The organism is Bacteroides sp. NSJ-39 (assembly GCF_014287315.1).
GTDB lineage: Bacteria > Bacteroidota > Bacteroidia > Bacteroidales > Bacteroidaceae > Bacteroides > Bacteroides finegoldii.
Window position 1 is genome coordinate 106,973 of the sequence record NZ_JACOOB010000005.1, and the last position, 25,672, is coordinate 132,644.

At 47.9% G+C, this 25,672-nt stretch carries 24 protein-coding genes and 2 pseudogenes; 9 read left to right on the forward strand and 17 right to left on the reverse strand.

Going from position 1 to position 25,672, the window contains the following annotated elements:
* Window positions 1-38: 38 nt before the first annotated feature.
* From H8S63_RS07695 to H8S63_RS07720, 6 genes are all read left to right on the forward strand, one after another.
* On the forward strand, window positions 39-1,199 hold the full coding sequence (locus H8S63_RS07695) for a hypothetical protein (protein WP_004318672.1): 1,161 nt from the start codon (window positions 39-41) through the stop codon (window positions 1,197-1,199).
* 268 nt (window positions 1,200-1,467) lie between these two features.
* Window positions 1,468-2,361: a FimB/Mfa2 family fimbrial subunit gene (locus H8S63_RS07700; protein WP_224202606.1), complete on the forward strand. Its 894-nt coding sequence runs from the start codon at window positions 1,468-1,470 to the stop codon at window positions 2,359-2,361.
* 47 nt (window positions 2,362-2,408) lie between these two features.
* The gene (locus H8S63_RS07705; RefSeq protein ID WP_004308148.1) at window positions 2,409-3,317 is read left to right on the forward strand and encodes a fimbrial protein; all 909 of its coding nucleotides are present in this window, start codon (window positions 2,409-2,411) and stop codon (window positions 3,315-3,317) included.
* A complete protein-coding gene (locus H8S63_RS07710) occupies window positions 3,318-3,824 on the forward strand; it encodes a hypothetical protein (protein ID WP_004308147.1) in 507 nt (168 codons plus the stop codon).
* Window positions 3,825-3,878: 54 nt separating this feature from the next.
* On the forward strand, window positions 3,879-4,769 hold the full coding sequence (locus H8S63_RS07715; RefSeq protein WP_004308146.1) for a hypothetical protein: 891 nt from the start codon (window positions 3,879-3,881) through the stop codon (window positions 4,767-4,769).
* Between the two features lie 83 nt (window positions 4,770-4,852).
* Window positions 4,853-7,012, forward strand: a complete 2,160-nt coding sequence (locus H8S63_RS07720; protein ID WP_004308145.1) for a BACON domain-containing protein — start codon at window positions 4,853-4,855, stop codon at window positions 7,010-7,012.
* Window position 7,013: 1 nt separating this feature from the next.
* Here H8S63_RS07720 and H8S63_RS07725 read toward each other — a convergent pair whose 3' ends face one another.
* From H8S63_RS07725 to H8S63_RS20025, 6 genes and pseudogenes are all read right to left on the reverse strand, one after another.
* Window positions 7,014-7,988, reverse strand: a complete 975-nt coding sequence (locus tag H8S63_RS07725; protein WP_224202418.1) for a transposase — start codon at window positions 7,986-7,988, stop codon at window positions 7,014-7,016.
* A 130-nt stretch (window positions 7,989-8,118) separates the two neighbouring features.
* On the reverse strand, window positions 8,119-8,319 hold the full coding sequence (locus tag H8S63_RS07730; RefSeq protein ID WP_004318667.1) for a transposase: 201 nt from the start codon (window positions 8,317-8,319) through the stop codon (window positions 8,119-8,121).
* Window positions 8,320-8,360: 41 nt separating this feature from the next.
* Window positions 8,361-8,567, reverse strand: coding sequence for a hypothetical protein (locus tag H8S63_RS07735; protein ID WP_224202417.1), 207 nt, complete (start codon window positions 8,565-8,567; stop codon window positions 8,361-8,363).
* A gap of 96 nt (window positions 8,568-8,663) precedes the next feature.
* Window positions 8,664-9,869, reverse strand: coding sequence for a hypothetical protein (locus H8S63_RS07740; protein ID WP_004308143.1), 1,206 nt, complete (start codon window positions 9,867-9,869; stop codon window positions 8,664-8,666).
* 346 nt (window positions 9,870-10,215) lie between these two features.
* Window positions 10,216-11,340, reverse strand: coding sequence for a helix-turn-helix transcriptional regulator (locus tag H8S63_RS07745; protein ID WP_004318663.1), 1,125 nt, complete (start codon window positions 11,338-11,340; stop codon window positions 10,216-10,218).
* 207 nt (window positions 11,341-11,547) lie between these two features.
* Window positions 11,548-11,997 (reverse strand): annotated as a pseudogene (locus tag H8S63_RS20025) (DNA methylase); the annotation flags it as partial.
* A 1-nt stretch (window position 11,998) separates the two neighbouring features.
* Here H8S63_RS20025 and H8S63_RS07755 point away from each other — a divergent pair.
* The gene (locus H8S63_RS07755; protein ID WP_004308139.1) at window positions 11,999-12,169 is read left to right on the forward strand and encodes a hypothetical protein; all 171 of its coding nucleotides are present in this window, start codon (window positions 11,999-12,001) and stop codon (window positions 12,167-12,169) included.
* A gap of 274 nt (window positions 12,170-12,443) precedes the next feature.
* Here the strand turns inward: H8S63_RS07755 and H8S63_RS20315 are convergent.
* The 3 genes and pseudogenes from H8S63_RS20315 to H8S63_RS07770 all read right to left on the reverse strand — a co-directional run bounded on the left by H8S63_RS20315 (window position 12,444) and on the right by H8S63_RS07770 (window position 14,896).
* Window positions 12,444-14,030: pseudogene (locus H8S63_RS20315) on the reverse strand (IS66 family transposase).
* 82 nt (window positions 14,031-14,112) lie between these two features.
* The gene (tnpB, locus tag H8S63_RS07765; protein WP_074759520.1) at window positions 14,113-14,457 is read right to left on the reverse strand and encodes an IS66 family insertion sequence element accessory protein TnpB; all 345 of its coding nucleotides are present in this window, start codon (window positions 14,455-14,457) and stop codon (window positions 14,113-14,115) included.
* Between the two features lie 4 nt (window positions 14,458-14,461).
* Entirely contained in the window at window positions 14,462-14,896 is a 435-nt protein-coding gene (locus H8S63_RS07770; RefSeq protein ID WP_004308135.1) for a hypothetical protein, read from the reverse strand.
* A 536-nt stretch (window positions 14,897-15,432) separates the two neighbouring features.
* Here H8S63_RS07770 and H8S63_RS07775 point away from each other — a divergent pair.
* Both H8S63_RS07775 and H8S63_RS07780 read left to right on the forward strand, forming a co-directional pair.
* Window positions 15,433-15,603 (forward strand): hypothetical protein, encoded by a 171-nt coding sequence (locus tag H8S63_RS07775; RefSeq protein WP_008643590.1) that lies wholly within the window; start codon window positions 15,433-15,435, stop codon window positions 15,601-15,603.
* A gap of 195 nt (window positions 15,604-15,798) precedes the next feature.
* Window positions 15,799-19,764 (forward strand): ATP-binding protein, encoded by a 3,966-nt coding sequence (locus H8S63_RS07780; protein ID WP_004308134.1) that lies wholly within the window; start codon window positions 15,799-15,801, stop codon window positions 19,762-19,764.
* Window positions 19,765-19,861: 97 nt separating this feature from the next.
* Here the strand turns inward: H8S63_RS07780 and H8S63_RS07785 are convergent, their stop codons facing one another.
* From H8S63_RS07785 to H8S63_RS07820, 8 genes are all read right to left on the reverse strand, one after another.
* Window positions 19,862-20,248, reverse strand: coding sequence for a fimbrillin family protein (locus tag H8S63_RS07785; protein ID WP_004312651.1), 387 nt, complete (start codon window positions 20,246-20,248; stop codon window positions 19,862-19,864).
* An 85-nt stretch (window positions 20,249-20,333) separates the two neighbouring features.
* Entirely contained in the window at window positions 20,334-20,825 is a 492-nt protein-coding gene (locus tag H8S63_RS07790) for a hypothetical protein (protein ID WP_004318655.1), read from the reverse strand.
* A 2-nt stretch (window positions 20,826-20,827) separates the two neighbouring features.
* A complete protein-coding gene (locus tag H8S63_RS07795; RefSeq protein WP_004312652.1) occupies window positions 20,828-21,280 on the reverse strand; it encodes a hypothetical protein in 453 nt (150 codons plus the stop codon).
* A gap of 81 nt (window positions 21,281-21,361) precedes the next feature.
* Complete coding sequence (locus H8S63_RS07800; RefSeq protein ID WP_004308132.1) at window positions 21,362-22,642, reverse strand: fimbrillin family protein; 1,281 nt, start codon at window positions 22,640-22,642, stop codon at window positions 21,362-21,364.
* A gap of 336 nt (window positions 22,643-22,978) precedes the next feature.
* On the reverse strand, window positions 22,979-23,269 hold the full coding sequence (locus H8S63_RS07805; RefSeq protein ID WP_008771115.1) for a helix-turn-helix domain-containing protein: 291 nt from the start codon (window positions 23,267-23,269) through the stop codon (window positions 22,979-22,981).
* A 120-nt stretch (window positions 23,270-23,389) separates the two neighbouring features.
* The gene (locus H8S63_RS07810; protein ID WP_008775183.1) at window positions 23,390-23,587 is read right to left on the reverse strand and encodes a reverse transcriptase domain-containing protein; all 198 of its coding nucleotides are present in this window, start codon (window positions 23,585-23,587) and stop codon (window positions 23,390-23,392) included.
* Entirely contained in the window at window positions 23,565-23,915 is a 351-nt protein-coding gene (locus tag H8S63_RS07815) for a reverse transcriptase N-terminal domain-containing protein (protein WP_004308130.1), read from the reverse strand. Before H8S63_RS07815 ends, H8S63_RS07810 begins: the two co-directional genes overlap by 23 nt.
* 971 nt (window positions 23,916-24,886) lie before the next feature.
* Window positions 24,887-25,648: a glycerophosphodiester phosphodiesterase family protein gene (locus H8S63_RS07820; protein WP_004308129.1), complete on the reverse strand. Its 762-nt coding sequence runs from the start codon at window positions 25,646-25,648 to the stop codon at window positions 24,887-24,889.
* Window positions 25,649-25,672 lie beyond the last annotated feature (24 nt).

Genomic DNA, 25,672 nt, shown 5'->3' on the forward strand with positions numbered 1-25,672 from the left:
GTGTTTATTTTTTTATTAACAATTTAATTACAATGATTATGAAAAAAAGTTTGTTAAGCGTGTTTACAATGGTTGCTATGGCTGCAGCATTCACCGCGTGCAGTAACGATGACATCGAAGTGCCTGACGTAAAGAACGGGGAAGCGAGAAGCGTATTCATGAAGCTGGAGTTGCCGACGCTGACGAGATCGACCGAGCCTCCTGTAGCCTCGGGAACGGTTGCTACGGTAAGTAATCTGCATGTATACTTCCATGACGGGACCAGCATTCTGAAATATGTGAACGCGACTACAACCACTCCCATCACGATTGCGAATCTGACTACCGGTACCCAAATAACGGATGTACCCGCGGCGGCTACCACTGTAACGGTATGTGGTAATATTCCTGCCGGAACTTCATTGCCTACAGGTGGAACCGTAGCTGCATTGAAAGCTGTACAACTGGAAATCACAAGCCAGTCTGCAGTTGCGGATGTGGTGTTGAGCGGCGATGACAAACCCCTGCAGACATGGACTACCGGTAGTCCGGCCCTGCCTTATGCCCCTGGAATAACGGACGGTGACAAGTATGCCGAAGTGGAAATCGGTCCTGCCGTGGCACGTGTCGAAATCGAAGGTCTGGCGACTACGGCCTCCAGTGCGGTGGATGGTTTTACGCTGGAAGGAATCTATGTGAATAACTTCTTTGAAAAGTTCAACCTGGCCGGTACCGTTGTGGGAACGAAAGTACAATATGGTGCTACTCCTGCTGCCTATGCTCAAGGACAGGGGCTTTACACCCCTGCTAACGCTGGAAAACTCTTTGACCAGTCTGCCGTCGCTGCTACAGGTATCCCAAAGGAAGTCATTCCGCCAACTGCAGGGCAACGTTGGGCATATCAGGTTGTTCCTAACGGTAACAGTACTGACGCGAACGAGCAACTCCAGCTCGTATTTAAGTTGAGTAATTTGGCTGCTAAGGCCGGCAGCAGCGTGAATTTCGGCACAGGTGACCAGTTTATCACCGTGAGAGGATTCAAAGATGGCAGTGGCAATATTGTAGAACTGGAAAAAGGAAAGATTTATACTATCTCGAAAGCCGACTTTACATTTGACGAGAGCAACCTTTCCACAATACCTAATACCAGTGCTGTCAGCGTTTGGTTGAAGGTGACGGTAAAAGCCTGGACGGTCGTTCCTGTCAAGCCTAATCTCTAACTGTCATACCATCAAGGTATATTGTATTTGTTTGTTTCTTTTACAAGTCCGTTTGCGTAGAGGAGATTTTTAGCTCATTTTACTAGTTCACCAGTTCCTCTCGCACGGCGGAATGTAAGCAGGTCGTGGGTGTCTTTTGCCCTGACCTCACGACCTGTATTTCTATAACCTGTTAAATCATAACACGTATATTCATATAAAGTCATAACCACAGTTATTCACCTAAAAGATACTACGCATGAAATTGTATAAAGCTATACGCTTCCTGATGCTTTCCGGTATTTTAACCTTAGTCTTGTCGAGGTGCATCAGGGAGTCCCTGGAGGGCTGCCCTCTGGATACCCTGTTACGATTTACCTACAAGCCTCGCGGCTCTGCCGCTGACCTTTTCGGAGAGCGTGTTCAGAGGGTGAGGCTGTGTGTGTACCGTCCCGATGGCAGTATTGAGCATATGCAGACGCTGGAGAAGAGTGAACTTGACCGTTTGCAGGGTGTTGAGATGTATCTGCCGCAGGGAAACTACACTGTCGTGCTCTGGGCGAATGCTTCGGATGCACAGACCAAGCTCGGCGGCTTTTCCGAAGGAGAAACCATAAGGAACCTTTCCGCCTCACACCCGCATGCGGAGACTTCCGCTTCCATCCCCACGCTTGATCGGCTTCTTTTCGCTGTCACGCCACTTACGGTCAGTGAGCACGAGACTGGAGACCATACTGTCAATTTCAGCCCCGGCACTATCCGTGTAAGTCTTCACCTTGATGGTGTGAGCGTGCAGCCTGTGGTACACATCACGGGCATGGAGTCAGCCTTGCGACCGGTGTTCGACGAAACCTCGGGCACATGGCGTCTCCAGTCCGTAAGCCGGAACAAGACATTCCAGCCTGCCGTAGCATATGATGTCACCAACCGCCATGCTAATGCCACGACTGACATCCCCCGTTTCAAGGCCGATACCCCCGGCATGGTGGAAATTATCGATCCCACCACGGGAAACCATATCGTGCCCCCGATTTCGTTGGCAGGGCTTATTGCCCGCTACCACATACCGATGGAGGAAGATATTGAAGTAACCATTCCTATCGAGATTACCTTTACAAACGGTCATGCGAAAATAACGATCAGGAATTGGGAAAATCAGAATGTAAAACCCGGAGGAGTGTAAAAAACGCACCGGTCAATCATGAAATGCAAATCATAAAACAATATATTATGCCAAGTAGTTCAATCATCATACCGTTCCGCAACCTGCTGTCGGTCCTGTTATTACTGCCGCTCGTACTTTCGTGCCGGCAAGACGAACTCATTCTTCCTGTTCCGCCCGTGTCCGGCAAAGGTGAGACGGCCGAAGTGACACTTTCTGTCAGGATTCCCGATTTCCGGGCGGCGAATACTCGTGGTGTAGACGAGAAAGGGATAACAGAGATTACCGTACTGATGTTTGCCGATGAAGGCGGTACGGAGAAAGTCAAGGTGAAATATGATATTCTGGGCAGCTCGTTGCATACACTTTCAGGCTCTTCGGATACGAAATACTTCTCTGTGCCCGTTATTGCGGGCAGATACAAACGTATAGCTCTCATAGCTAATGCCCAAACAGAACTGGCAAATATAACAGCCGGTTCCACCTATGATGCTCTTAAGCAAGTGGAAGTCGTGGGTAGGTTCGGACAAGAAGGTACGGGCACATACATACCCATGTACGGCGAGCATGCCCCGGCGGGAGGCTTTGAACTGAAAGCCGGTGTGTCGCAAACCATTGCGCAGGAAATACCGCTTATCCGCATGCTGGCGAAGGTGGATATCATCAATCCTACAACTTCGGGAGCCACGACAGCTGCGGGAAAGGTTTACTTCGTCAATTCCGTAGGCAACGGACGCGTTTGGGTAGATCTTGCTACATACAATACCACCGCTTCACAGTCGGGATACATGACTCCCACACTGCCTGCCACATCGCAGCCAGCAGTCAGTGGCGGGCACCCGCTTGAGGGAACTGCAAACACCGCATCTCCGAATGTCATCACTTATTATTTGAATGAACAGTCGGCTATCTCCGGCGGCAGCCGTCCTTGTATAGTTATAAATCTTGCCTATCAAGGAAGAGAATACTACTACTGAATGGATTATACATGGGACGGTATCAAGGGCGGTGGCACGAGTCCTTACGAAAAGGGTAAATACATGCCCATTCTGCGCAACCACCGCTATATTTTCACCATCAAGGAAGTGAAAGGGCCGGGGTTTGCCACTTTGAACGAGGCTGTAACCAGCCCGGACAACTTTACCAACCATAACATCGTAGTAGTGCCCATCGTGATAGACGCATTCACAGATATAACGTTCAATGAATCGGGGCATTTCTTGGCAGTGACCCGAACGGCGATGACACTTCAAGGCAAGCACGATGCCACAAGCACACAGAACAAATTTTCTGTGCGCACCAATTACCCCAGTGGGTGGAAGGTCGGTGCCTATAATGCCGACGGAACAACAATTTCAGTTTCTAATTCATGGCTGAAACCCAGTCAAAACAGTGGGGCGGCTGGCGCCACTCTCACCAATCCGGTTACGGAGGAATTGCAGGCCATCACGAATGGCAAGGGATTCAAGGATGGTTATCTGTAGATACGGGCTGGACGACTTTATACTAAAATCAATATTAAGCAGATCGGTACGCCTTTGGATTATGTTGCCGAATATAACCTCGCCGGTGGCTCTATCTATAATTCTCCTTTCATTTCTTCCGTTCCTCCGGGTATTTCTCCCACTGCAGCCCAGACTGACCCTAATCTTCATTGGGCTTCGAGCCATAGCAATGACCAATCCGGTTATTATAATTGGTACGTGCTCACAGGAGAGAATAATGATACTTACAATCCAAATGCCAAGAAACTCTTTGATGATGTCTTTTTTAAACTGGGGCATCCCGGTTATGGTTACCACCTGCCTTCCCGCTGGGAGTTGACGGGCGTTTTCTCCTACAGCGGTAATACCCAATATGATTCCCCTACTAATACTTCTAATGTCAACGAGGCTATTGAGTTCGGTGGCATCAAAAAAACTTTCGCCAACGATTATTTCTCTTCGGGTAACGGTGTTTGTTACGCTCTGCGTTTCAAACAAGGTACCGGTAATCCTATCGATGATTCTTCCCTATCCGATTTCCCTCTTGCTACTGATAATAATATGGTTTGTGCTTACCGTTACACCCGCGTGGGTTCGTTTGCCAACCATGACTTTACTTCCCTATTGAAAGTGGATTGTGTTTACTTGGGCAGCGCATTTACAGGAAACATTAGCACTATCAATAATGATTCTTGGTGGGATAGCCATACTTCCGAGGCTGTCGTTCGTATTTTTCCGGCTGCCGGTTATATCTCCTTCCCAACGTTCATTTCGAGTGGTTTGCTCGAAGCCCGAGGCGAATATGGTCGGTATTGGTCGAGCACGGAGTTTCCCAGCCTCCTCGGCAATGCTTGGAACGTGTCTTTCTACTCGTACTCTGCGTTCGCGAACTACAGAGACGTTAAACACCACGGGTTTTCCGTTCGTCTGTTCGCCGATAAATAAGTAAGACGGTATATGACCGATGCAATTTAGTTTGTAAGAAAGTTGATATAAAAAATAGATATATTACTAAAAAAAGAAGAAAAATGAATATAGGATTTCAGACTTCCGGTTTATCCGGTTTCACCCGTGTGGCATATCTGTGGAGGCGACATGCCTCAGCTGTGCTGTGGATTGCAATGGCGGCGCTCCTTCCGACCGCTTGCAGTGATGATGCGGAGCAGTCGGTGCCGCAAGCGAACGGACATACAGCCGTTATTTACCTGAACTTTAAAACCGGTGCTTCAAAACAGGCTGCTGAAATGAACACCTCGCAAAGTTCCGAAACGCGTGCGCCGCTGACACGTGCTATAGATGAAAATGGAATCAATACTGTAGATGTACTTTCATTCAAGGTTGATCCTGCAGATCCTACGAATATAAAGAAAGGTACATTCTTCTACCGTGCACAGGGTACATACGATATCGGCACACAAACCGTACGTGTACAGCTGATGGGAGCTCCCGAACATCAGACACTCGTGGTGCTTGCCAATGTCCGTGAGCAGGTGAATACCCTTGCTGCTGCATTCGGAGAACAGAAAGAGGGGGTAATGAACCGCCTGGCATTCGATGTCGGAACGGATGCCGCACCCGACTTTACGAATGGCATACCCATGTGGGGCGAGCTTCCCAACCAAGCGGTGGGCGAAGGTTTCTCTCCCTCTGGCGCTCCCCAAGAGGTGACGATGATACGTGCGGTAGCTAAGTTCACGCTTATCAATCCTCTTGAATCCGACCTAAAAGGCTTTTTCTATTATTACAACGATCTGCGGCTGTACAATTACCGGGCAAAAGGACGCATTGCACCGGACAACTATAATGTGACGGGCAAGCAAGTGAATACTCCCACCGTACCCGTCGGGGCACGGCAGACACGGGGTACATTCACCTCATTGAACAGCGATGTGTCACCCGGGAATATCGGTATTTTCAACGGCTCACAAAAGACGTTCTACCTGTGCGAGGTGGACAACAAGAACCGCCCCTCGGGCGGGAATGCGCTGGACGACCTTTGTCTGGTTATGCACGTGAAGCCGTATCTCACCGGCTCTAAGCCGTCGGTAGACGGTTACTACCGCCTCGACTTCAAGGACTACGGTTCGGGAGTGCCGATGGATATTCTGCGTAATCATGAATATAAAGTACAAGTGGAAAGTGTGGACGGGTTGCCGGCCCAAACTCCCGAGGAAGCTTTCAAAGGAAACCATACCCTTAAATGCCGTATCGTGCCGTGGAACGAGGTACAAGAAGAAGTAATAGTACGAGGGAACAAACGGCTGACGGTGGACAAACGGGTGTTCGCTTTTGACGGTGATATCCAAATAGGTGTCGCTTCATTACCCGTAAATATAACTACAGAGAATACCAATTGGCAAATAACCGGAAAACCTTCATGGATTTCACTCAGCCAAACCTCGGGTACAGCGGGAGTACCAGCCACGGTTACTATTTCGGCAAACAGTAAGAACTTTACCCAGAATATGCGTAGTGCTGTCCTTTCCATACGAACAGGAAATTCTGCTAACGAATTGGAATATCGTTTGCATGTAAGCCAGCAACCGGCTTGTGGTTTCGGAAATTCCATGAAACTTATGCGTATCGGTGGCAGTAACTATCAGACTACCCGTATGGGTAATGGTGGTGTTTGTTGGATGATAGACGCCAGTAGGGAAGGAGGTCCTAATATGGCTGCTCGTCCTCGTTCATATTCTTTGGCACCAGCTATGGTCGGACCCATTTATTATGGCAGTATTCCCCAACGTGCCTGCCCCGATGGCTGGCGACTCCCTACGGCTTGGGAGGTTATTAATCTGATACAGTCTATAACAGGCTCTTATCCTGTTGTATTTACTCGATTGATAGAAAGCGGTGCGGGAATAGCTAAGTCTTTTCCAGCCATATCTGCCCCCGATGGTGGATATGAAGAAGGCGTTTTAGCTATCTGGACACAAACTCCAATGATATATTCATCACCTCAACGACATTCTCCTGCCTCTGTATTACATACAGGAATATATTGGAATCCTGATATCGGAGCTGGAAAAACAGCGCCCACATATAGGGTTAATCGTAATAGATGGGCCTTAATGCATGGTGCCGGTAATGACATTCATAGTCCGGCCGGGTTACCTGCAGGGTTTAATGAATATTATGGTTATCATTATCTGCTGGGCGGTAGTGTCCGTTGTGTGCATGACCAGTAATTTAACCATTAAACAAACAGCACCATGAAACGATCAACTGTTTTAGTCTTTTTGTTTGGACTGTTTTTGGGGGGCTGTGGCAGTTCCCGTCAGGGCGGTGAAGAGGCGGAAGTTGTGCGACATTACGAATGTCTGCTGCGCGCCCTTGCAACAGATGATTCATAACTCTGGCGTTATTTTCATCTATTACATCTTGATATTCACTTCTTTCTATTACTCTGCCATTTTGATTTTGAGTACATTTTTCTCTTATTGAGCAATTTACACAAGCTGATGTTTTATATACTTTTGATCTATAATTGGGACGGATTCTCCATTTCCCTGTTGTTGTCATTTGTTCTCCACAAGGGCAGATATAATAATCTCCGTCATTTATATAATGAAATTCAGCCAGTGGTATGGAATTCGAATTAGGTGATGTTGATGGCATAGGCGATGAATAAGTACATATTCCTGAATATTTACAGGCTTGTAGTTGGTCGCCGCTAGTATAACCGGCATCGCTAAGTGTGTTGAACGAATCTAATTGTAGTAGTTCCTGGACGGTCAATGCCGCTGTTGATAGTTCTCTTTTATCAGTTGATGCTCCAATATGAGAGTGAACCAATAATTTGTGTTTACTATCAAAGGCTGCTTGAACCGCATATTCAACCCCTGATACATTATTGGTTAACATTAATGCTCTTGAATCTTTGTCTGTTAGACTTATTTGAGTATCATTACTATTCTTCAATTCCGTATCAAGAGTTTCGTATTTCTTACGCCTGTCTTGTTGTAATTTAATCTTAGATTTAAGAAGTTCTTTTTCTTCTTCTTTATCAGTCTTATCTAAAGCTACTTCAAATTCTTCAATACGGTTATCTATATATTCAAGATGTCTGTCTATCTTCTTTTGTGTATAATTGTTTCTGAGACTATTTTGGGCAAATATCTTGAAAGAATCTATACCTATGGTTTCGCCTTCTATCAGACCCATATCCTTTAGCATAAGGACAAACTGCCTAAAGACTTTTCTAAAAGCCTCCGCATTATTTTTTTTTAAATAAGCAATTGTCCGAAAAGAGGGCATTAAGCCTCCTAATAGCCACCATAATTCCACATTTACTTTACAGGAAGTGTTCCAACTTTCTTGATGATCTTATTGAGTGCTTATAACCATATAAATACAATTTTAGTAATGTTGCAGGATTATACGGTGGTCTCCCTTCTGATTGAAGTTTGACATGTTTAAACCCAAGCTCATCTATAGGCAAGATATCCACAAATAAATCGATAAGCCTGCTCATCACCAAGAATGTTTTTCTCATAATCCAATAACTTTAGAAATTATTAATATCAACGTAACAAATCATTCATCTTTCAGATCGACAGTCGGCAAGTTAAAAACTTTTTCGATGCCAATCCAGCTTTCTGCCGCATCATCAAATAGCGTTTCATATTGATCATGGAATCCAAAAAGGTCACTAAAGAAATATGTTTTCAGTGTTGGATACATGCTTACTTTCCATTCGTTGTCAGCTCCATCAGGTACAGAAATAATAAAATCTGTGGACAAGCTACAAGTGGTTATCCCGGCCTTAGCACCTCCATTGACAGCACTCGACGCGTAACAAAACATATTAAAATGTGAAGAAGGTTCGCGTAAATTAAACTACCACCTAAGCTGTGGGCTTCCTTGGGCCGGATTGGTTCTATTGATAACTTCAATATCATTTATTGTTTCCGTATGGCTATTGGAAATGCTTATTCCTCCTGAAATCTCTGGTCCAGTGACACTGACACTTCCTCCTAACTCGAAAGAGACACTGCTGGTATAAGAGCTCTGGCGTTCCGTAGTTTGCGGGGAATGTGCATGAATAATGGCACCATTCGGGTGAACCGGAGCGAATTCCAAATTTACGTCAGTCAGGCAAAAGCCATACCCTTTCATTTTCAGAGTACTGACCTTGGTATGCCATTCTCCATAAAAAGAAGGTTCTACATAGGCTATAAAACCCAGATTTACCAAATAAAAATGTTCTTTCCGGTCTTTGCTATAAGCGGTCCATATCTTAGCTTCTACTTGAAAATTATCGGTTGTCCCTTTACCTTCATGTCCATGAACAGGAGGTGCGGTATAGCTATTTTGACCGATAACGATATAGGCAGATATCAAGTTTTTCAAATCCGACGAACCGTTTGACGGAGCTTTCGGTTCCAGGGCTCTTTGTAAACTTTGACTTGTCATGTCGCAATGAAATCCCTGCCCGTATTCATTAATCGTCTGTACAGATTCTTTGCCATCAGCTCCGGTAGCAGTACTGAGCGCATTGAGCTTGGAATAGAATCCGCTCGCCGACGGAAGCGGTCCAGAAAATACCCACAGCGGCAGTTCGTCCGAATAAGACTCATCTTCCTTCGCATAAGGATTATAGCAATCCAGCAACGTGCAGACGGTATTAAAATCCTCGTTCGTTCCTCCCTCCATCATCATCACGATGCTCCGCTTATGGAACATATCCTTGATGTCAGCCAGCAAATCGGTATCCGACTGAATCCGGTCAATGTCCTGCCGGGTAAAGAAGAACGCGTCGCCAACCTCCATCTTCTTTCCCGGAGCATAAGGAACCGCCTCCTTGTAACGGTTTATCATGTTCTCGGATATCATATGGTCTTCTTTGCTCCAGAACGAAAGGTAATAAAGCGTGTTGTTGTGTGTTACGCCTAACTGGTCGGTAGTAGGCAAAGGATCAGTTAGTTTCTCGGGATCATTTACATTGTCGGGGGCGTAGTCATCCTCGTCATCGCCGCACGATGTAGCTACCGCAAGAACCATGTAGCACAACAATAAGTAATGAAGTAAATGAATCTTTTTCATGACTTTTTAAAGGAGAATCCTATTGTTTGTATTATTCAAATTCAAGCTGTAGAACTCATTTGCCGCTTGAAATAGAGTTGTCTTTATTTGAAGTTATTTGGGTAGCATTTTCTTTTACACACGTTAAAATCACCCATAAAACCCTGTTTTACTCTTTTTGGAGATGACGCAGGCTCAACCGACAAGTGCAAAATAAGCGAAAAGATTTAAATTCAGCCCGATTCTTGCCTATAAAAATTGTCTCAATTGTCAGAATCGCACATCTTTGTGGTTTAGAACATTTTAGTTTTGTAGTTTAGGCTATTTTTTGTCGTTTGGGCTATTCCTCCATCCATAACACACCGTATTATTCCGCCTCTGTTTTCCTCCATTTAGGGGTACAGCCCGCATTTTCCTTGAACAGCCTTATAAAATGGCTTGGTGACAAAAAACCGGATTTCTCGGAGATGTCGGCAACCGTCAACCTCGGATATCGCGCAAGCAGACGTTTCGCATATTCTATACGAAGTCCGATAATCCAATCGCGGAACGACATGTCATACGTAGTTTTGATGTACCCGGACAGGTAGGTACGGTTGGTATGAAGCACATCTGAAAGCTCCTTTATGGTAAGGCCGGGCCGGATATAACCGTCCGCATCGATACAACCTTTGATTTTTTTCGCTATTTCGGCATGGAAAAAAGGAGTATCCTGCCTCTGTGCCTGTTCCCGGTTTGTGGTGTCACACAGGTCTTCCTCTTCAGAAGTCATGCCATCTTCCATCGCGTTTTCCACCTGTTCGTAAAACAGCAGATAGTTCAGATAGCAAAGGAAGAGATAAATGTAAAACGGTACCGATGACAGAATCCAGATATAGACGTATTCATCAGGCAGGAATGTCAGCAGTCCGCATCCCACCCCGAATGTGACAGCCCAGTAGGTGAAAATGGAAAGCCATTTGATATAGGCACCGATGTCGTCCGCACGGGTGTCATCGAAAATGCGGATGACCCTGTGATAGGCCCGGAGAAGCCTACGGGTCAAGAACAGCCCATAGATAACCAACCATGCGGCCAAGGCAAACATCACCGTTGTCTGTAAACCACCTTTTGGTAACAACAGCAGAACGATGCCGGAAAGGATGGAAAACAGTATCCATAGACAGATATGCGTCCGTAACCGACGTTTGGTGATATAAAAGCGGTCAAGCAGAGTGGTGAGGGCCGAACTGAACAACCAGTAGCACAAAAAATAGGTGGACAGGTTCATCAGGATGGCGGCATCGGTATTCTTGAACCTGATTCCAAAAAAGAAATGTACCGAATAGTTGGCGGCAAGTAACAGTATGGCTACCCCCATAATTCGCCGGGAACGCAGATAATTATTGAAAATGGCTTTTTCCGAGGTTGGAGCCAACAAAAAATAAAAGCCGAAGAACAACATCAACGGTAGCGCAATACAAAGTGAATAACTGTATATAGATGGTTCCATTTTATTATGCCTAACTATTTTGAATGCAAAATTAGCGAAAATACTGAATATATGGCGGATTTGCCATGACGATTTACTTTCAACACCCTATTTTGATATAATCGAGGGCTTGTTGTATGGTATCCTTGCCATTATGTCATATTGATGGAAAAAGCAGGAAAAGGAATGGTATGTTCCCAATCCTGCCATATATATCCGCACACTCGTTCACATTTTTATACCTTTCGGTTTGCACTCGTCACGGACGTTGAATCCCGGCCGCCCGATGATGATGTGGTCGGCAATAAAATTGCCAGACGGACTGCGTTCATTCACCGAGCTGCGTATCTGCGGCACATCTTCGGTGTGTTGTGGAGATACGTTTCGTACACCTTCCGCATCCGGTTTGACCTCCTGTCCGTCATTCTCCTTTTCGGCGACTTCGGGCGTAGGCGGCTCAAGCTCCAACTGTATCTTTCGGTCGAGTGCTGCAAGTTCGGACTTCAACTGTTTCAGTTCGTCCTCCTTCTTCCATACCTTCCCGGCTATCTCCTACAACTGTGAGACCTCCTTTTCCTGCACCTCGTTCTTCGCCTTGTACTGGTCAATGATGGACGGAATCCTCTCCAATGCGTTCAGGAAATTGCGTGCGGCGGCTACCGGGTCAGCCATCGCCAGCATGCAGCCTATGTCATACAAGGATACTGATACTACGGGAGAACCTGTCGAGCATGTGACAGAACCGGACAAGCAAATTGCGCATTCGGCTCTCGGTGACTACGGACCATTCAGTGTGAAATATGCCACGAAGGACTTTCTCAGCTACGGGAACAAAAAGTTCCGCATATAGATTCTGATTTTGCTTGTTACAGATGGAAGCAACGGCAATATGCCAGAGGAGGCCGGGCTATACAAAAAATAAGGGGCTGTACACATGCGTCAGCTCCTTGTTTTTAAGGGGTAAGCGACTGCTCAACTACATCTTGTGCATTCAATTTTTCAGTGGGATGCACTCCATTGTAAGTGCATCTCAATTTCCATATACCAACTTATCTCAGGGTTGTCATTGAGTGTCAGTCTCGCTTTTTCCCGTTTTTTCCTGCATTTTCCCGGAACTGTCCTGATTATTTTCTCCATACATCCGGTAGCAGTTCCTTCAGGTCTCTGTCTGATTTGGGAGCCAGATAATAGGGGAGTTTACTGATCACATCATTCAGCCACTCTCTGGGGTTGACACCACGTTCCTTACATGAGCCAAGCAAGGAACAGATTATAGCCGTATTCTCAGCCGCTTCGTGGTTTCCGCAGAACAGCATGTTCTTTCTTGATATGACCAGTGGCCTCAGGGCATTCTCACAGCGATTGTTGTCAATGAAAATTCTTCCGTCATGGAGATACGGTTTCATTCTTGGCAGCAGGGAGTAGGCATAGGCTATGGCTTTTCCCATAAGACTTCGTTTTAGAACTTTAGGGTATGTGTTTTTAAGCCAGAGTTCAAAGCTGTCAAGCATCGGCTTGGATAGACGTTGGCGTAATTCAGCACGTCCTTCATACGGGAGTTCCTGTTTATCCGCCATGTTATTCCACATTATACATATCCTGGATAAATTTGAGTCCCTGCATGGCATATTCCAGATTTTCTTCCTTGCACAGCTCTATATGTCTGCGGATATGCGCGAGACACCCACACAGACATACGTCCTCCCCATCCTCAAAGGCGTCATAAATGGGATGGCCGTCACTTTGGAGATATCCTTTGAAGTTTTTCAAAAGCCTGACCGCAACTTTTTGTGAACGCGATCCGTTGTCGTAATGGAAGAAGGCAGACGCGGCACAGCCGCTCGGACTATCCAGATGTATTCTTTTACGGCTTTATGCCTGTCGTGGTTTATAACCGGAAGCGTGGTCTCGTCAACCTGGAAGTAATCTGCGGCCAGTACTTTCTTCCTGAGTTCCAGATAAAGTGGCCTGAGAAGCTCGCAGACCGGTCTGAACCAGCCGTCCAATGTGTTTTTGGACAGTTTCACACCCAGATGTTCCAGCTGTTTCACTTGTCGGTAGAACGGGACATGATATTCGTATTTCTGTAAAAGGACCTCAGCGAGCATGGAAGCCCCTGGCATACCTTTATATATGGGCATCAGTGGCATGGGAGCGGTTATTACAGCCTTTTCTCCGTTATCAACGGCCTCCATTTCATTTTTCAGGGCGTATGTGGGACGTACCGTGTCTTTCACATAGAGGTAGCCGGGTTTCATCTCAAGGGTCCTGGTATGTTCCTCGCCTATCTTGACGTATCTGCTTAAATCGACATTCTCCGGTTCGATGACGACTGTTACAACCGGAAGGTTATCCATGACGACCCGGTTACGGCGCGGCGTTTTATTGGCGGCCCGGGACTTGGGGACGGTAATCTGTTCAGCCGCCCTGCTCCGGGCATCTTCGATTTCCGCCTCTATCTGTTCCAGGTCGCCATAGTCAAAAGGGAGCTTCGGGTCTCCGTTATCGACAGGCTTGCATTTCTCACTCATCTTTCCGAACACCTTCCTCTTCAGCCATGCCAGGGAGGCGTTCAACTCAACTATCGTACCCCGGAGTTCTTCTATGGTCCTTGCCTGGGCTGAGATGATCTCACTCTGTTTACGGTTGATATCCAGCAGCTGCTCCATTGAGGGTTCCACAGCTTGTCCGGTTGCATCTTCTTTTGCCATTCAATATCTTTTTTTTGATGATATAAAGATAGTCAAAAACAACAAGAAAAACAAGCCTTCAAGCTGTTTGTTTACAACTGTTTTACCAATGCTTTTTCAAATTGGAAAGCCGTCTTTGCCTGCCTTTGCTGACATCTTCATTGATGCCTTCCACCATAACGACCAGGTCACTCCAGGTCATGGGGTAAGAACGGGTGGCAGGATTATAGGCGGGTATCTTGAAGGTGCCTTCTTCAAGCAGTTTCTCATAAAGGACCAGACCGCCCGGTTCGGCATGGAGCAATTTTATCTTGGTCCGGAAACGGTTGTAGAAAATGAATACCTCCCCACTTCTGATGTCGCCTCCCATCCTCTCATGCACAAGGCCGCAAAGAGTGAACATACCTTTCCTCATGTCCGTATAACCGGGGCACAGGAAATATCTCATGCTGTCATTTAGGCAGAACATTGGCATTATATATTTTAGAGATCAGATTCAGGGCAGCTTCACAGCCGGAAGACCCTTTAAACTTCAACTTCAATCCGTTGGGTAATTCCAAGGATATTTCAGAGCTGTCCTTTCCTTTCAAGGGAAAGGGGACGCTAGGCTGGGGAGATGGCAGGGGAGCCTCGTGAGATATACCGGGGGATGGCGTGTCGCCATTGATTACTATGGGGACAAAGCTGTCTTTAACCCCTAAGCGGGAGGCTTCTGCCAATAACTCCCGCTCCGTTATACCGTATTTTTGTTTCCAAAGATAGAATCTACTACGGCTATAACCTTCATTCTCACAAAAATCAGCAATGGACAAACCACTCTGCTGCTGACGGAAAAGAACGGAGATAAATTTTTCTCTGCTCATCATGTGTTTACGTCGCTGCATCATAGGATATTATTTTTTTTGCAGCAAAAGTAAGGAGGGAAAATGAACTGTAGAAGATGTACTTACTCAGGCGCTTACTTTAAGGGGATATTCGACTTTTAGCCCCCAAAAAGATCAATATTGTTATGTACAACCGTCCAACCTGCGGGTAAAGTGCGCAACTCGGATCTGGACAGCAAGCTGAAAAGAGGCACAAGTATGTAGGCAACCCTGTTATAGCACCGGAATCTGCTGTGTCGCATGAATCAACCGTAGTCCCCGTGAAAGGCATGGCTATACCGCCAAGGGCTGTGGATGAAGTCGCAATGCGGAAAGCCGTCCTTTCCCAGGCAGTTCTCAGGAAGTCTTAAGAAAGAGGGGATAAACATCTGATACGGACAACTCGCAATACGATACGCAACGATGAAAGTGGTGAACAAATCTGGCACTAACGGATGCGCCTCTTTTATATGATTATAATATTAACAAGAAATGCCCGCCATTGTTCTTAAATGCGAATTATAACTTCTTACTGTTGGAAGATTATCTATAAATCGGGCATGAGGGTAAGAGTGCTTACAAACAATTCGGCCCGCTTTATTGGGGGCTGCCAAACCTCGACCGGCACCTGTACCACCCGCGGATATAAATTCGGACCGGAGGTATGGATGGTATTCCGCACACCGGACCAACGTACCCTTGCGGACAGTCCCGAGCCCGGCAAGCCATAATTCCGTCGGGTCAATTGAACAACCGCCTCTCGGAATATGTTCATATCATGGGCCGGTCCCGTATGCAGCTATTTTCCGGGGTACATGACATTGAGGACATACCGCCTGATGCCGACATCCGAGGTTATGTTTAAATTTGTATATTAATTTATATTTTTATATATTTGCAACAGTTGTTGTCTAATTTACATCAGAATGACACGTGTTCGGAATATGGGAAGAATACTGTCCGCATTCCTCATGCTGGGAATTTCCTCCATGTGCGGAGCCCAGATATATAAATACTTGGGAATAGAGGACGGATTGAGTAACCGGAGGATTTACCGTATCCAAAAAGACGGGAGGGGATACATGTGGTTCCTCACCCAGGAGGGGATGGACCGTTATGACGGCAAGCGGATCAGGCATTACACTGTTCTTGACGGCAATCTGAAGGTGGCCCCGCAAGTCAATCTGAACTGGCTCTACACCGACACGGAGAACACGCTGTGGGTTGTGGGAAGGAAAGGCCGTATTTTCCATTACGACACCCTCCATGACCGTTTCCGGATGGTATACAGGATACCCGGTCTTCAGGATGACTTCGCCACGGGCATGCTCTGTTACGCCTATATGGACCGTGGGGACCGCATATGGCTCTGTCAGGGTGACCATATCATCCGCTATGACACCCGCACAGGCATTGCGCAGCGGCTGGTCTCCCGTTTAAGAGGTGATATAACCGCTATCAGCGAGACGGACGGTACAAACCTTTTCATCGGTACCGTGAACGGACTTTTTCCGGTACGGGAAAGGGACGGTGTCCTTGAGGCGCTTGCGGACACGGACAGCATCCGGACGCCGGTCAGCGAACTCTACTACCACCCCGGTTCGAAGAAACTGTTCGTGGGAACCTTCAGGAAGGGCATACTTGTATACGGAGTGTCCGCAGGCAGTACGCTGCGGAATGTGGCCGTCAACCGGATCACCCCTCTCAATGACCGGGAGCTGCTGATAGCCACGGGCGGAAGGGGGGTATACAGGATGGATATGGACTCGCTAGTGCCCAAACCCTATATAACCGCCGACTACGCCAGCCACAACGGCATGAACGGAGACAATATCAATGACATTTATGTGGATGGCGGGGACCGTATCTGGCTTGCCAACTACCCCGCCGGAGTCACAATCCGGAATAACCGCTACCAGAGCTATGAATGGTTCCGGCACTCACCGGGCAACAGCCGGTCGCTGGTTAACGATCAGGTGCATGATGTCATCGAAGACAGCGAAGGCGACTTGTGGTTCGCCACCAGCAACGGGATCAGCCTGCTGCAGCCTGCGGTAGGACGGTGGCGCTCCTTTCTCAGCCGGTCCGATGGGATACAGGATGGCGGGAACCATATCTTCCTGACGCTCTGCGAGGTCTCGCCGGGTGTCATCTGCGCCGGCGGGTACGCTTCGGGCCTGTACAGGATCGAAAAGAAAACCGGGAGGGTGGAATACTTTCCCCCCTCCTTTGCAGCAGAGGGGCGTCCAGACCAGTATATCAATGACATCGGAAAAGATTCCGGAGGATGTATATGGACAGGGGGCTGCCACAATCTCAAACGTTTCGATCCCCATGACGGCACAGTACGCCTGTACCCGGTCCCGGGCCCCATCACCGCCATACTGGAGAAGGCTCCGGAATGGATGTGGATCGGTACCGGCATGGGGTTGTACCTGCTTGACGGGCACGGGGGGACCTGCAGACATATCGCCTTTCCAGTCGAGGCGGTTCATGTCTATGCACTGTACCAGGCACCGGACGGGCTCCTGTATATCGGCACCGGCGGGGCGGGACTTCTCGTCTATGACAGCGTGGAGGACAGGTTCGTCCGCCAATACCAGACCGAGAACTGCGCCCTGATATCCAATAACATCCATACCATTGTCCCCCGTGCGGACGGCACCCTGCTACTGGGGACCGAAAACAGCGTGGCCCTGTTCCGGCGTGAGAGCGGCACTTTCAGAAACTGGACGGCAGAACAAGGGCTGGCAAGCGTATGCCTCAATGCCGGGGTATCCACTTTCCGGCACGGGGAAAGCTTCGTGTTCGGGAGTAACACCGGAGCCGTCATGTTCCCCTCCGACATGAGGATACCCGCCCCGCATTTTTCTCGGATGCTCCTGCGGGATTTCATGATCTCCTACCGCCCCGTCTATCCCGGGGACAAGGGATCCCCCTTGAGGGAGGATATTGACAATACCGTCAGGCTGGAACTTGCATATGACCAGAATACCTTCTCCCTGGAAGCTGTCTCCATCAACTACGACTATCCCTCGAACATCCTATATTCATGGAAATTGGAGGGGCTCTACGAGGGCTGGAGCCATCCGGTCCAGAGCGGGCGGATACAGTTCACGAGCCTGCCCCCAGGCAACTACACCCTGCGTATCCGTGCCGTCTCCAATGAGGAGAAATACAAGGTGTATGAGGAAAGAAGCCTCGGTCTGAGTGTCGCCCGGCCGCTGTGGGCGGGTACATGGGCCATTGCCGGATATGCGTCATTGTGTGTGTTGGCTGGGGTGGTGTCTTTTCGCGTTGCCATGTTGCGCAGGCAGAAAAGGATATCAGACGAAAAGACGTGCTTCTTCATACATACTGCCCATGATGTCCGTACTCCGCTTACGCTGATCAAGGCTCCGCTGGAAGAGGTGGTGGAGAAAGACATGGTGAAGGCGGAGGGGATGGACAATGTACGGATGGCCCTGAAAAGCGTGGACGGACTTCTGGGATTGGTCACCAGCCTGATAGATTTCGAGAGTACGGACAACTACACCTTGAGACTTCATGTCTCGGAATATGAGCTCAACAGTTATCTGGAGACGACCTGTGAGGCATTCCGCACATATGCCTCCATCAGGGACATCGATATCACCCGTGAGAGCGGCTTCCCTTACCTGAATGTCCGGTTTGACAAGGACAAAATGGACTCTATATTGAAGAATATACTGTCCAACGCACTGAAGTACACTCCACGGGGCGGGAGTATCCAGGTCCGTGCCTTCGCGGACCGGCATGTATGGGGTGTGGAAGTGGAAGACACGGGGATTGGCATTCCACCTGAGGAACGGAAGAAACTGTTCAGGAACCATTTCAGGGGCAGTAATGCCGTCAATCTGCAAGTGGCGGGAAACGGTGTCGGACTGATGATGGTACATAGGCTGGTAAGGCTGCACGGAGGCAGGGTCCGCGTTACCAGTACCGAGGGGAAGGGGACCATGGTATGTGTTATTTTTCCCCTGAGGAGCAGACGCCTTGACAAGGCATGCCCCGTTGCTTCGCCCAGGAAACAGGATACCGGGGAAACCCGCATGGGACCGGATTGCGGCCCCATGCGTGAGATCCTTCCAACAATGACCGGCGGGGACCGGCAGCGTATTCTTATTGTGGAGGACAATGACGATTTGCGGACCTACCTTGAGGGGCTGCTGAAAGAGGAATACCTGGTCCAAACCTGTTCCAACGGACGGGACGCGCTGCTTGTGGCGAGAGAATACAATCCGGACCTGATACTTTCGGACGTTATGATGCCTGAAATGGGAGGGGACGAACTTTGCGCGTCCGTCAAATCCGATATTGAGACATCCCATATCCCGGTCATGCTGCTGACCGCCTTGGGAGATGAGAAGGACATGCTGGAGGGGCTGGAAAACGGAGCTGACGCCTATATCACCAAACCGTTTAGCATAAACGTGCTCAGGGCGAATATCAGGAACATACTGGCAAACCGGGCACTGCTCAAACGGGCATACGCCGGTCTTGAGGACGGAGTCGGACAGGTTCCGCCGGACTGCCACAATACCCGGGACTGGAAATTCATGGCCTCCGTAAGGGAATGCGTCATGAAGAATATCGACAACCCCGGTTTCTGTGTGGACATGCTCTGTGGCATGCAGAACATGAGCCGCACCGGATTTTTCAACAAGTTGAAGGCGCTCACCGGCCATGCCCCGGCTGACTATATCCGCTCCATGCGGCTGCAATATGCGGCACAACTGCTCAGGGAAAAAGACTGTTCGATAACGGAAATCTCGGATGACTCGGGGTTCTCCGATGTCAGATATTTCAGGGAGGTGTTCAGGAAGTACTATGGAATGAGCCCGAGTGAGTACAGGAATTCGATGAGAGGATAACATCACGGGCAGACAGACTCCAGGATATGGCAGGTCTTATTGTCGGAGATGGTGTATGTTTCGCTCCGCACCGACAAGCCGGGCACGGTTAACTCGTTCACCGTAATGATGAAGGCGAACAGCCGCCCTGCCCCAGTATTGAGGCTCGTGCCTGATAGGGATAGTAGAAATAATAGTGTTCGTCCAACAGCCCGCCTGTGAGCGGTGTCGGACTTTCAGTTTTCCATACGAGACCGCCCGTGTCGGCATCCCTCTCGGCTGTCAGTTTCACGTTGGAATAGACTGTTTGAGTGCCCCGCACCACGTATAGGCCGCAGGCCCCGCCTTCGGAAAACTTGGTTTGGCAGCCATTCTCCACAGTACGGGTGGTTTTGCGAACAGCCGACGTATATCCACCATCGGTAACGGAGAAAGTAAGTTGCTGCGCCTTGTCTTGGTTGCCCGGGAGCTCTTCTTGCGTACAGGCGGCAAGCGATAGGAGCACCGCCGCCGGAATCGAATGTAGAATGCTTTGCTACAGTTTCTTTCTTTAATGTGATTAAAAAGCGCACACGGCCAGAAACCTAACTTTATAAGTACTTATCATTACTTTCCAGAGTGGCATCTGGAAAGTGTATGGCATATGCATTGTTAGGGCTATAATATGCCTCCGTAGACGACCAGTAAGAGGTGGTATAAATTGGCGTCGGACCGCCGGCAGCGACGAGGGATGGGTTGACTATATAATTCCAAATTTCGGCATTCGGAAAATCTTTCATCATAATCTTATCATCAGTAAGTCGGGCTGGGGTTAGTCTGCCTGTGGGGTCAGTGTCTTTCGGTATACAGAAGACGACACCGGCGACCGTCTTGCCCGCTACGGATTGCGGCTTCGGGTCTGCGATGACCTGAGCTTTCCCATTGGGATAGCGTTTGCGCAGTCCGCCGTCCGAAGTGCTCCTGCCCGAATAGATGTAGTCCCCAGCCTTCACTTCATCGGCAGTGTAGTGTATTGTTTTGGCTACCGCCACATTCTCCTCGCCGCCATCAATCCAGGTGTTGCCCGGCACCGTCTGCACCACGTCTATTTCATTCGTTTTTCCTCCGTGACACCTTCGCCCGCCATGAGCGTGAACTCTACTTTTGCCATGCGGTGGTTGAAACGGAGGCTGACGGCTTGGTCATAACCTCCCACTACGGTGACGTATAGAAGGCCGAAGCCGGCATACCCGCCACTTTGGTCGATATCGGCATTCGGAGTCCGTGCCGTGACACATGTCTCGGTAGTGCTCTTCCGGTAAATGGTGTTTTCAGCATCCTTTGGGACAGTATTGCCCGAGGCGTCCATTACGTACCTTTGGAGGCTGAGCATGCCATCCAGCATCACTCCTATCTCCTTGCCGCCGGCACGGGGGTGCGGTTGCGCCACCTCCGCTGTCAGTCGCAATGGGTACTTGCCATCGGGTAAACGTGTAGTAGATTCTCCCGTTTCCATCTTGCCGCAAGAGACGAGTAGCCCGCCCGCGAGCATCAACATCGGCTACCAGCCGCTGATGCGCATCCATCGTCCGGAATATCCTGTTCCTTTCACATCGTTATTTTTCTTTGTTTTATGTGGTTAGAAAGCGCACACGGCACGCACATTGAGTGCGCCGTCCTTTTCGCTGAGCTGTGCGAAGGCATTGTAGAAATACACGCTAAAAGCGCCATTCTTATTACTGGGGCTCTCCGAAGAAGACCAGAAACGTTTATGGTTATTGCGCGGTGACAATGCGTCACCGCCAACGGCGGAGATGGAGACTTCGACTATATCCCTCGTCTCTGTGTTGTCCCGTGTGTACGCAATATTATCGACATCCTTATAACATAGCATGTGCAGTTCCTTTACCGACGGCAAGAACCATCCGGTGCTGTTTGCCGGGGCTGGATTATTTGCGATAAATGTTTTCAGGACCTCAGCAGGATTGACCAAGGCATCGGTTTTGCCGTTTGTCTTGCAATATCCGTTATACGCCCACAGCACTTTCGTGTTCTGGTAACCGAGTATCCTGTTTATGTTGCCGGTCGCATCGAAACCAGTGGCAATGTTTACGTACTCATCCTTATCGACAGGATTGAAATCTGTTCCTCTTTGAAAATCCGCCACCCAGTCGTTAACGTTTTGCCACGAGACGTTGCCCGGAGCATCTTTAATCGACACGGCAAGGCCATGGGTGCAATTGGGATGTTCTTTCACCATAATCTTGTCGAAATCCAGAGACGCCGGCGTGATCCGTCCTTCAGGATTGGTCTCTGCCGGTGTCCAGAAGACGATGGCCGCCACGCTTGCCTTCTGCTCCTCGGTCAGGGTAGTACCCTTAGGCAGCAGGTTGCCGTCGGCGAGCAGGTAATCTCCCCGTTGCATCGTGTAGTCCTTTACAGTTGTCACCGCGCCGTCCACCTTGTATCTCTTGTAACTGCCGGTAGAAAGGCCGGACGGGGTTATGGTGAACTCCTTGCTTCCCTCGTCATAATGTCCTTCGATAGTCGGTGCGGGAGTCGCGTGATTCACCAAGTAGCGGTATGTACCATCGTTCACGCGCAGCGGCTGGGCAATGCCAGAGAATGTAGTGGCGGGTGACACGGCGTAATCAGGAATCCTCTCGTCGGTAAACTTGTATTTAACGGTATTCGGCATCTCGATGACGGCCAATGCCATACGATGGTTCATGGTGAAAGAGAGGTGGAGGGTGTTGTCTTCCCCTGTCGTTGCGGAGCCTTCGGCAGTCATCAAGTCGGAGGCGGTATATGCCGCATGAGTACTTTGGTCGTCCTGAGGCTGCCAAGCGGAAACCAACGGGGCGAAGAATTCCGTGTCGGTCAAGGCTGAGCCTGTGGGAGTGGCAGTCTTTCCGCTCATATCCGTTTAGTAGGGATAGTAGAGGTAGTAGTGCTCATCCGACAATCCCCCCACAAGTGTCGTGTTGTCCTTGGACTTCCACACGAGGTCGCCCGTGGCGGCATCCCTCTCTGCGGTCAGTTTCACGTTGGAATAGAGGGTTTGAGTGCCGTGCGTCACGTATCGCCGTCAGGCATGTTTTTCCTGCCGCTATGAACAACGGCGGGGGTATATGGTTATCCGGATGTTGCCGATGGAAAAAATCGGCTGGAAGAAGAAATAAATTTCTCGCAACGTTTCACAACAGCTTTGACCTGATGCTTTTCAACACACGCCACACCGTCATGCCTGAGAGCTTTATTCTCTTCCTAAGCAGATAGTTGGCAATCCGTTGCGCTCCCCATCTTCTTGTCTCACGCACAGATTAAGGATAATGGTTTCAATTTCAGGTGTTATCTTCATATTGGCAAGTCTTGATGAACGTTTAGACTTATCGGACAATTCCGACTTGCCTTGTTCTTTCTCGCAATTTATCCAACGGTATAACGTGGAACGGGTAATCCCGCACCGAAGGGCAGTTTTTGTCACAGAACCCGTTTCGACGTATAGCTCAAGCCATTTTTGGCGCATCCGTATATCTTCTTTCATGCAACGAAGATACGGATTAAGATTTGCCAACGAAAAGAAAAAGTGTAGCGTATCTATTGATACTTTGCAATTAAATACTACTCCGCTTTTCAGCCATCTCCTTAATACCAGCCTGTCAATCTACACATTGTTGAGAAGCCATTCATGATTAATATGATCAAAACAACCCTTAATGTCACCTTCCAGTATCCATTGTGGTAAACAGTCTCTACTCAACCATCTATGAAGTGCGTCTATTGCATCCGCAGTACTTCTAAACTTTCTGAACCCATATGAGTTCGCATCCGCTTCACTTTCAGTTATAAGTTCTAAAGCCATAAGATATATCCTGCACGGCTCTGTCCTTCATGGTTGGTATTCCCAAAGATCTTGTCTTGCCATTTGCTTTGGCTATGTTGACCTTCCTCAGCGGGAAGGCCTTATATCCTCTCCTTTTCAATAAACATATAGCTTCTATTTTCTTGGCATCAGTGTCCCACTTCATATGGTCAACCCCTGCCGTACGTTTACCTTTATTGGAAGTTACTTTCCTTATCGCCAATGCCTTGGCTTCGTAGGAAGTGGCAAGTAGGTACCGTAAGGCCTTTACCTTGTTGTACCTCTTTTCTTTGTGGGCCTTTGCTATTCGGACCTGCAGTTTTCTCACTTTACGCTCATATTTGGAAGAATCGATATCTTTTCATGTCGTGTTTCGTACGGTTAAAGATGCACACTCGGCTTTTGCCTTGCTCATTTGCAGTTTCTTCATTTTATTAAAGTTCTACAATCGTTTCACAAAGAATTACCCTGCGGAAGTCTGCCTGATTTCGCATGGGGTGATGTTTAAACCTCTATCCTCCGCATTACACAGAATCATTCACTTTCTCCGCAATCCTTTACCCGCACCACATTCGGCTTTTCTTGCAATTGGCTTACCTGCCTGACATAGACAGGAGAAATACGGGTTTACCAAGTTCCGTACAAGTAACTGACGCCCGACTTAGAGCCCGCCCCTCCACCGCCAGTATGATGTCCGTGTAGCCTTACATTCCCAAAAGACTATCCTGACTACCCACCTTTTGGCTATAGCTTATAAATATCCGTAAGCTATTTCTTTATTACGATGGTGTAGCGATTCACATATGTTACTCATATCAGTCAGCCTAACAGCCTATACATTGGATATTTCTGTAAAGGACTGCATTGTCAAGAGGGCTTCGCACTAAACCATGACTGGTAAAGCACGCCTCTTTAGACTACTATTGACAGAACAATAGGTTCAGGCACAGTGCTGAACAATTACTTGTACGACTTCTTGTCGCACGGAATACCTAAAGATACAAAAAGGCCAACTAATTCGCAATAATTTGGCTATGAATTAGTTGGCTAATTTTATATTATTTAATAAATACCCCTATTCAGTTCGATTAATGGAGCTGAACTATAAATTTGGACGTTTGCCTTCTTATACAAGATTGACATTCATTGTTTCCGCTATTGTTTTGTTTTCAATCAGCATTCAACTGTATCAACATGAACAGTCGTTTGAAAACTTGAAACTCATTTTCCAAAAACATAAATAATCAACAGATTATTAAAGGTAATCAGTTGGACTATACATTATCTCAGAAAATATATCTATTTGACCTTCATTATATCTTTCAACAGTCCCAACGGCTCATCTGTAGTGATAAAGTCGACTTTATCCCAAAAGTATTGCATGTCCTCTTTTTTATTAACCGTCCATACATTCACTTTTAGCCCCAAGGCATGGCAACTTTCAATCCAATCGGTATAACGGTAAAATTCAGAGAAGTGATAATCCGGTCCGGCACTACCCAATTCTTTCAGTTGTTGTGGAGATAAGTCCCCTTTCAGATAATATACAGGAGTGCTTGTGGGAGCCTGACGGATCAGTTCCTTTAATGCGTGAGACGAAAAGGTGATATATATCATCCGGGGTTCGAGTCCCATCTTCTTTATCATCGAAACGATCTCTTCAACAGCTTTTATCTCCCGTTCGGGTTTACTATGAGCTTTCAACTCCAGCACCAGCTTCAAAGATGTTTTCCGCTTAGCTGTTTCCAGAAGCTCTTTTAAGGAGGGTACGCATTCTCCATTCGCTAACCATAACCCGGTTAATTCCTTCAGAGTGGACTCTTCAACCTTATGCCCTTGAATAATCCCATCATGGCTAACCACCAAACCATTATCTTTTGTCAGCCAGACATCAAACTCCGAACCATAACATCCTATAGAATCCGCTTTCAACAAAGATGTAATGCTATTCTGTGCTGATCCTTGGGTTTTCCAGAAACCACGATGGGCAATCACCCGTGTTTGTGCCGAAGTATTGGCAATCATAAACATAATTGCCAATAAACACATTACCTTTTTCATTTTGTCCTTTCCTCTAATTGTTAG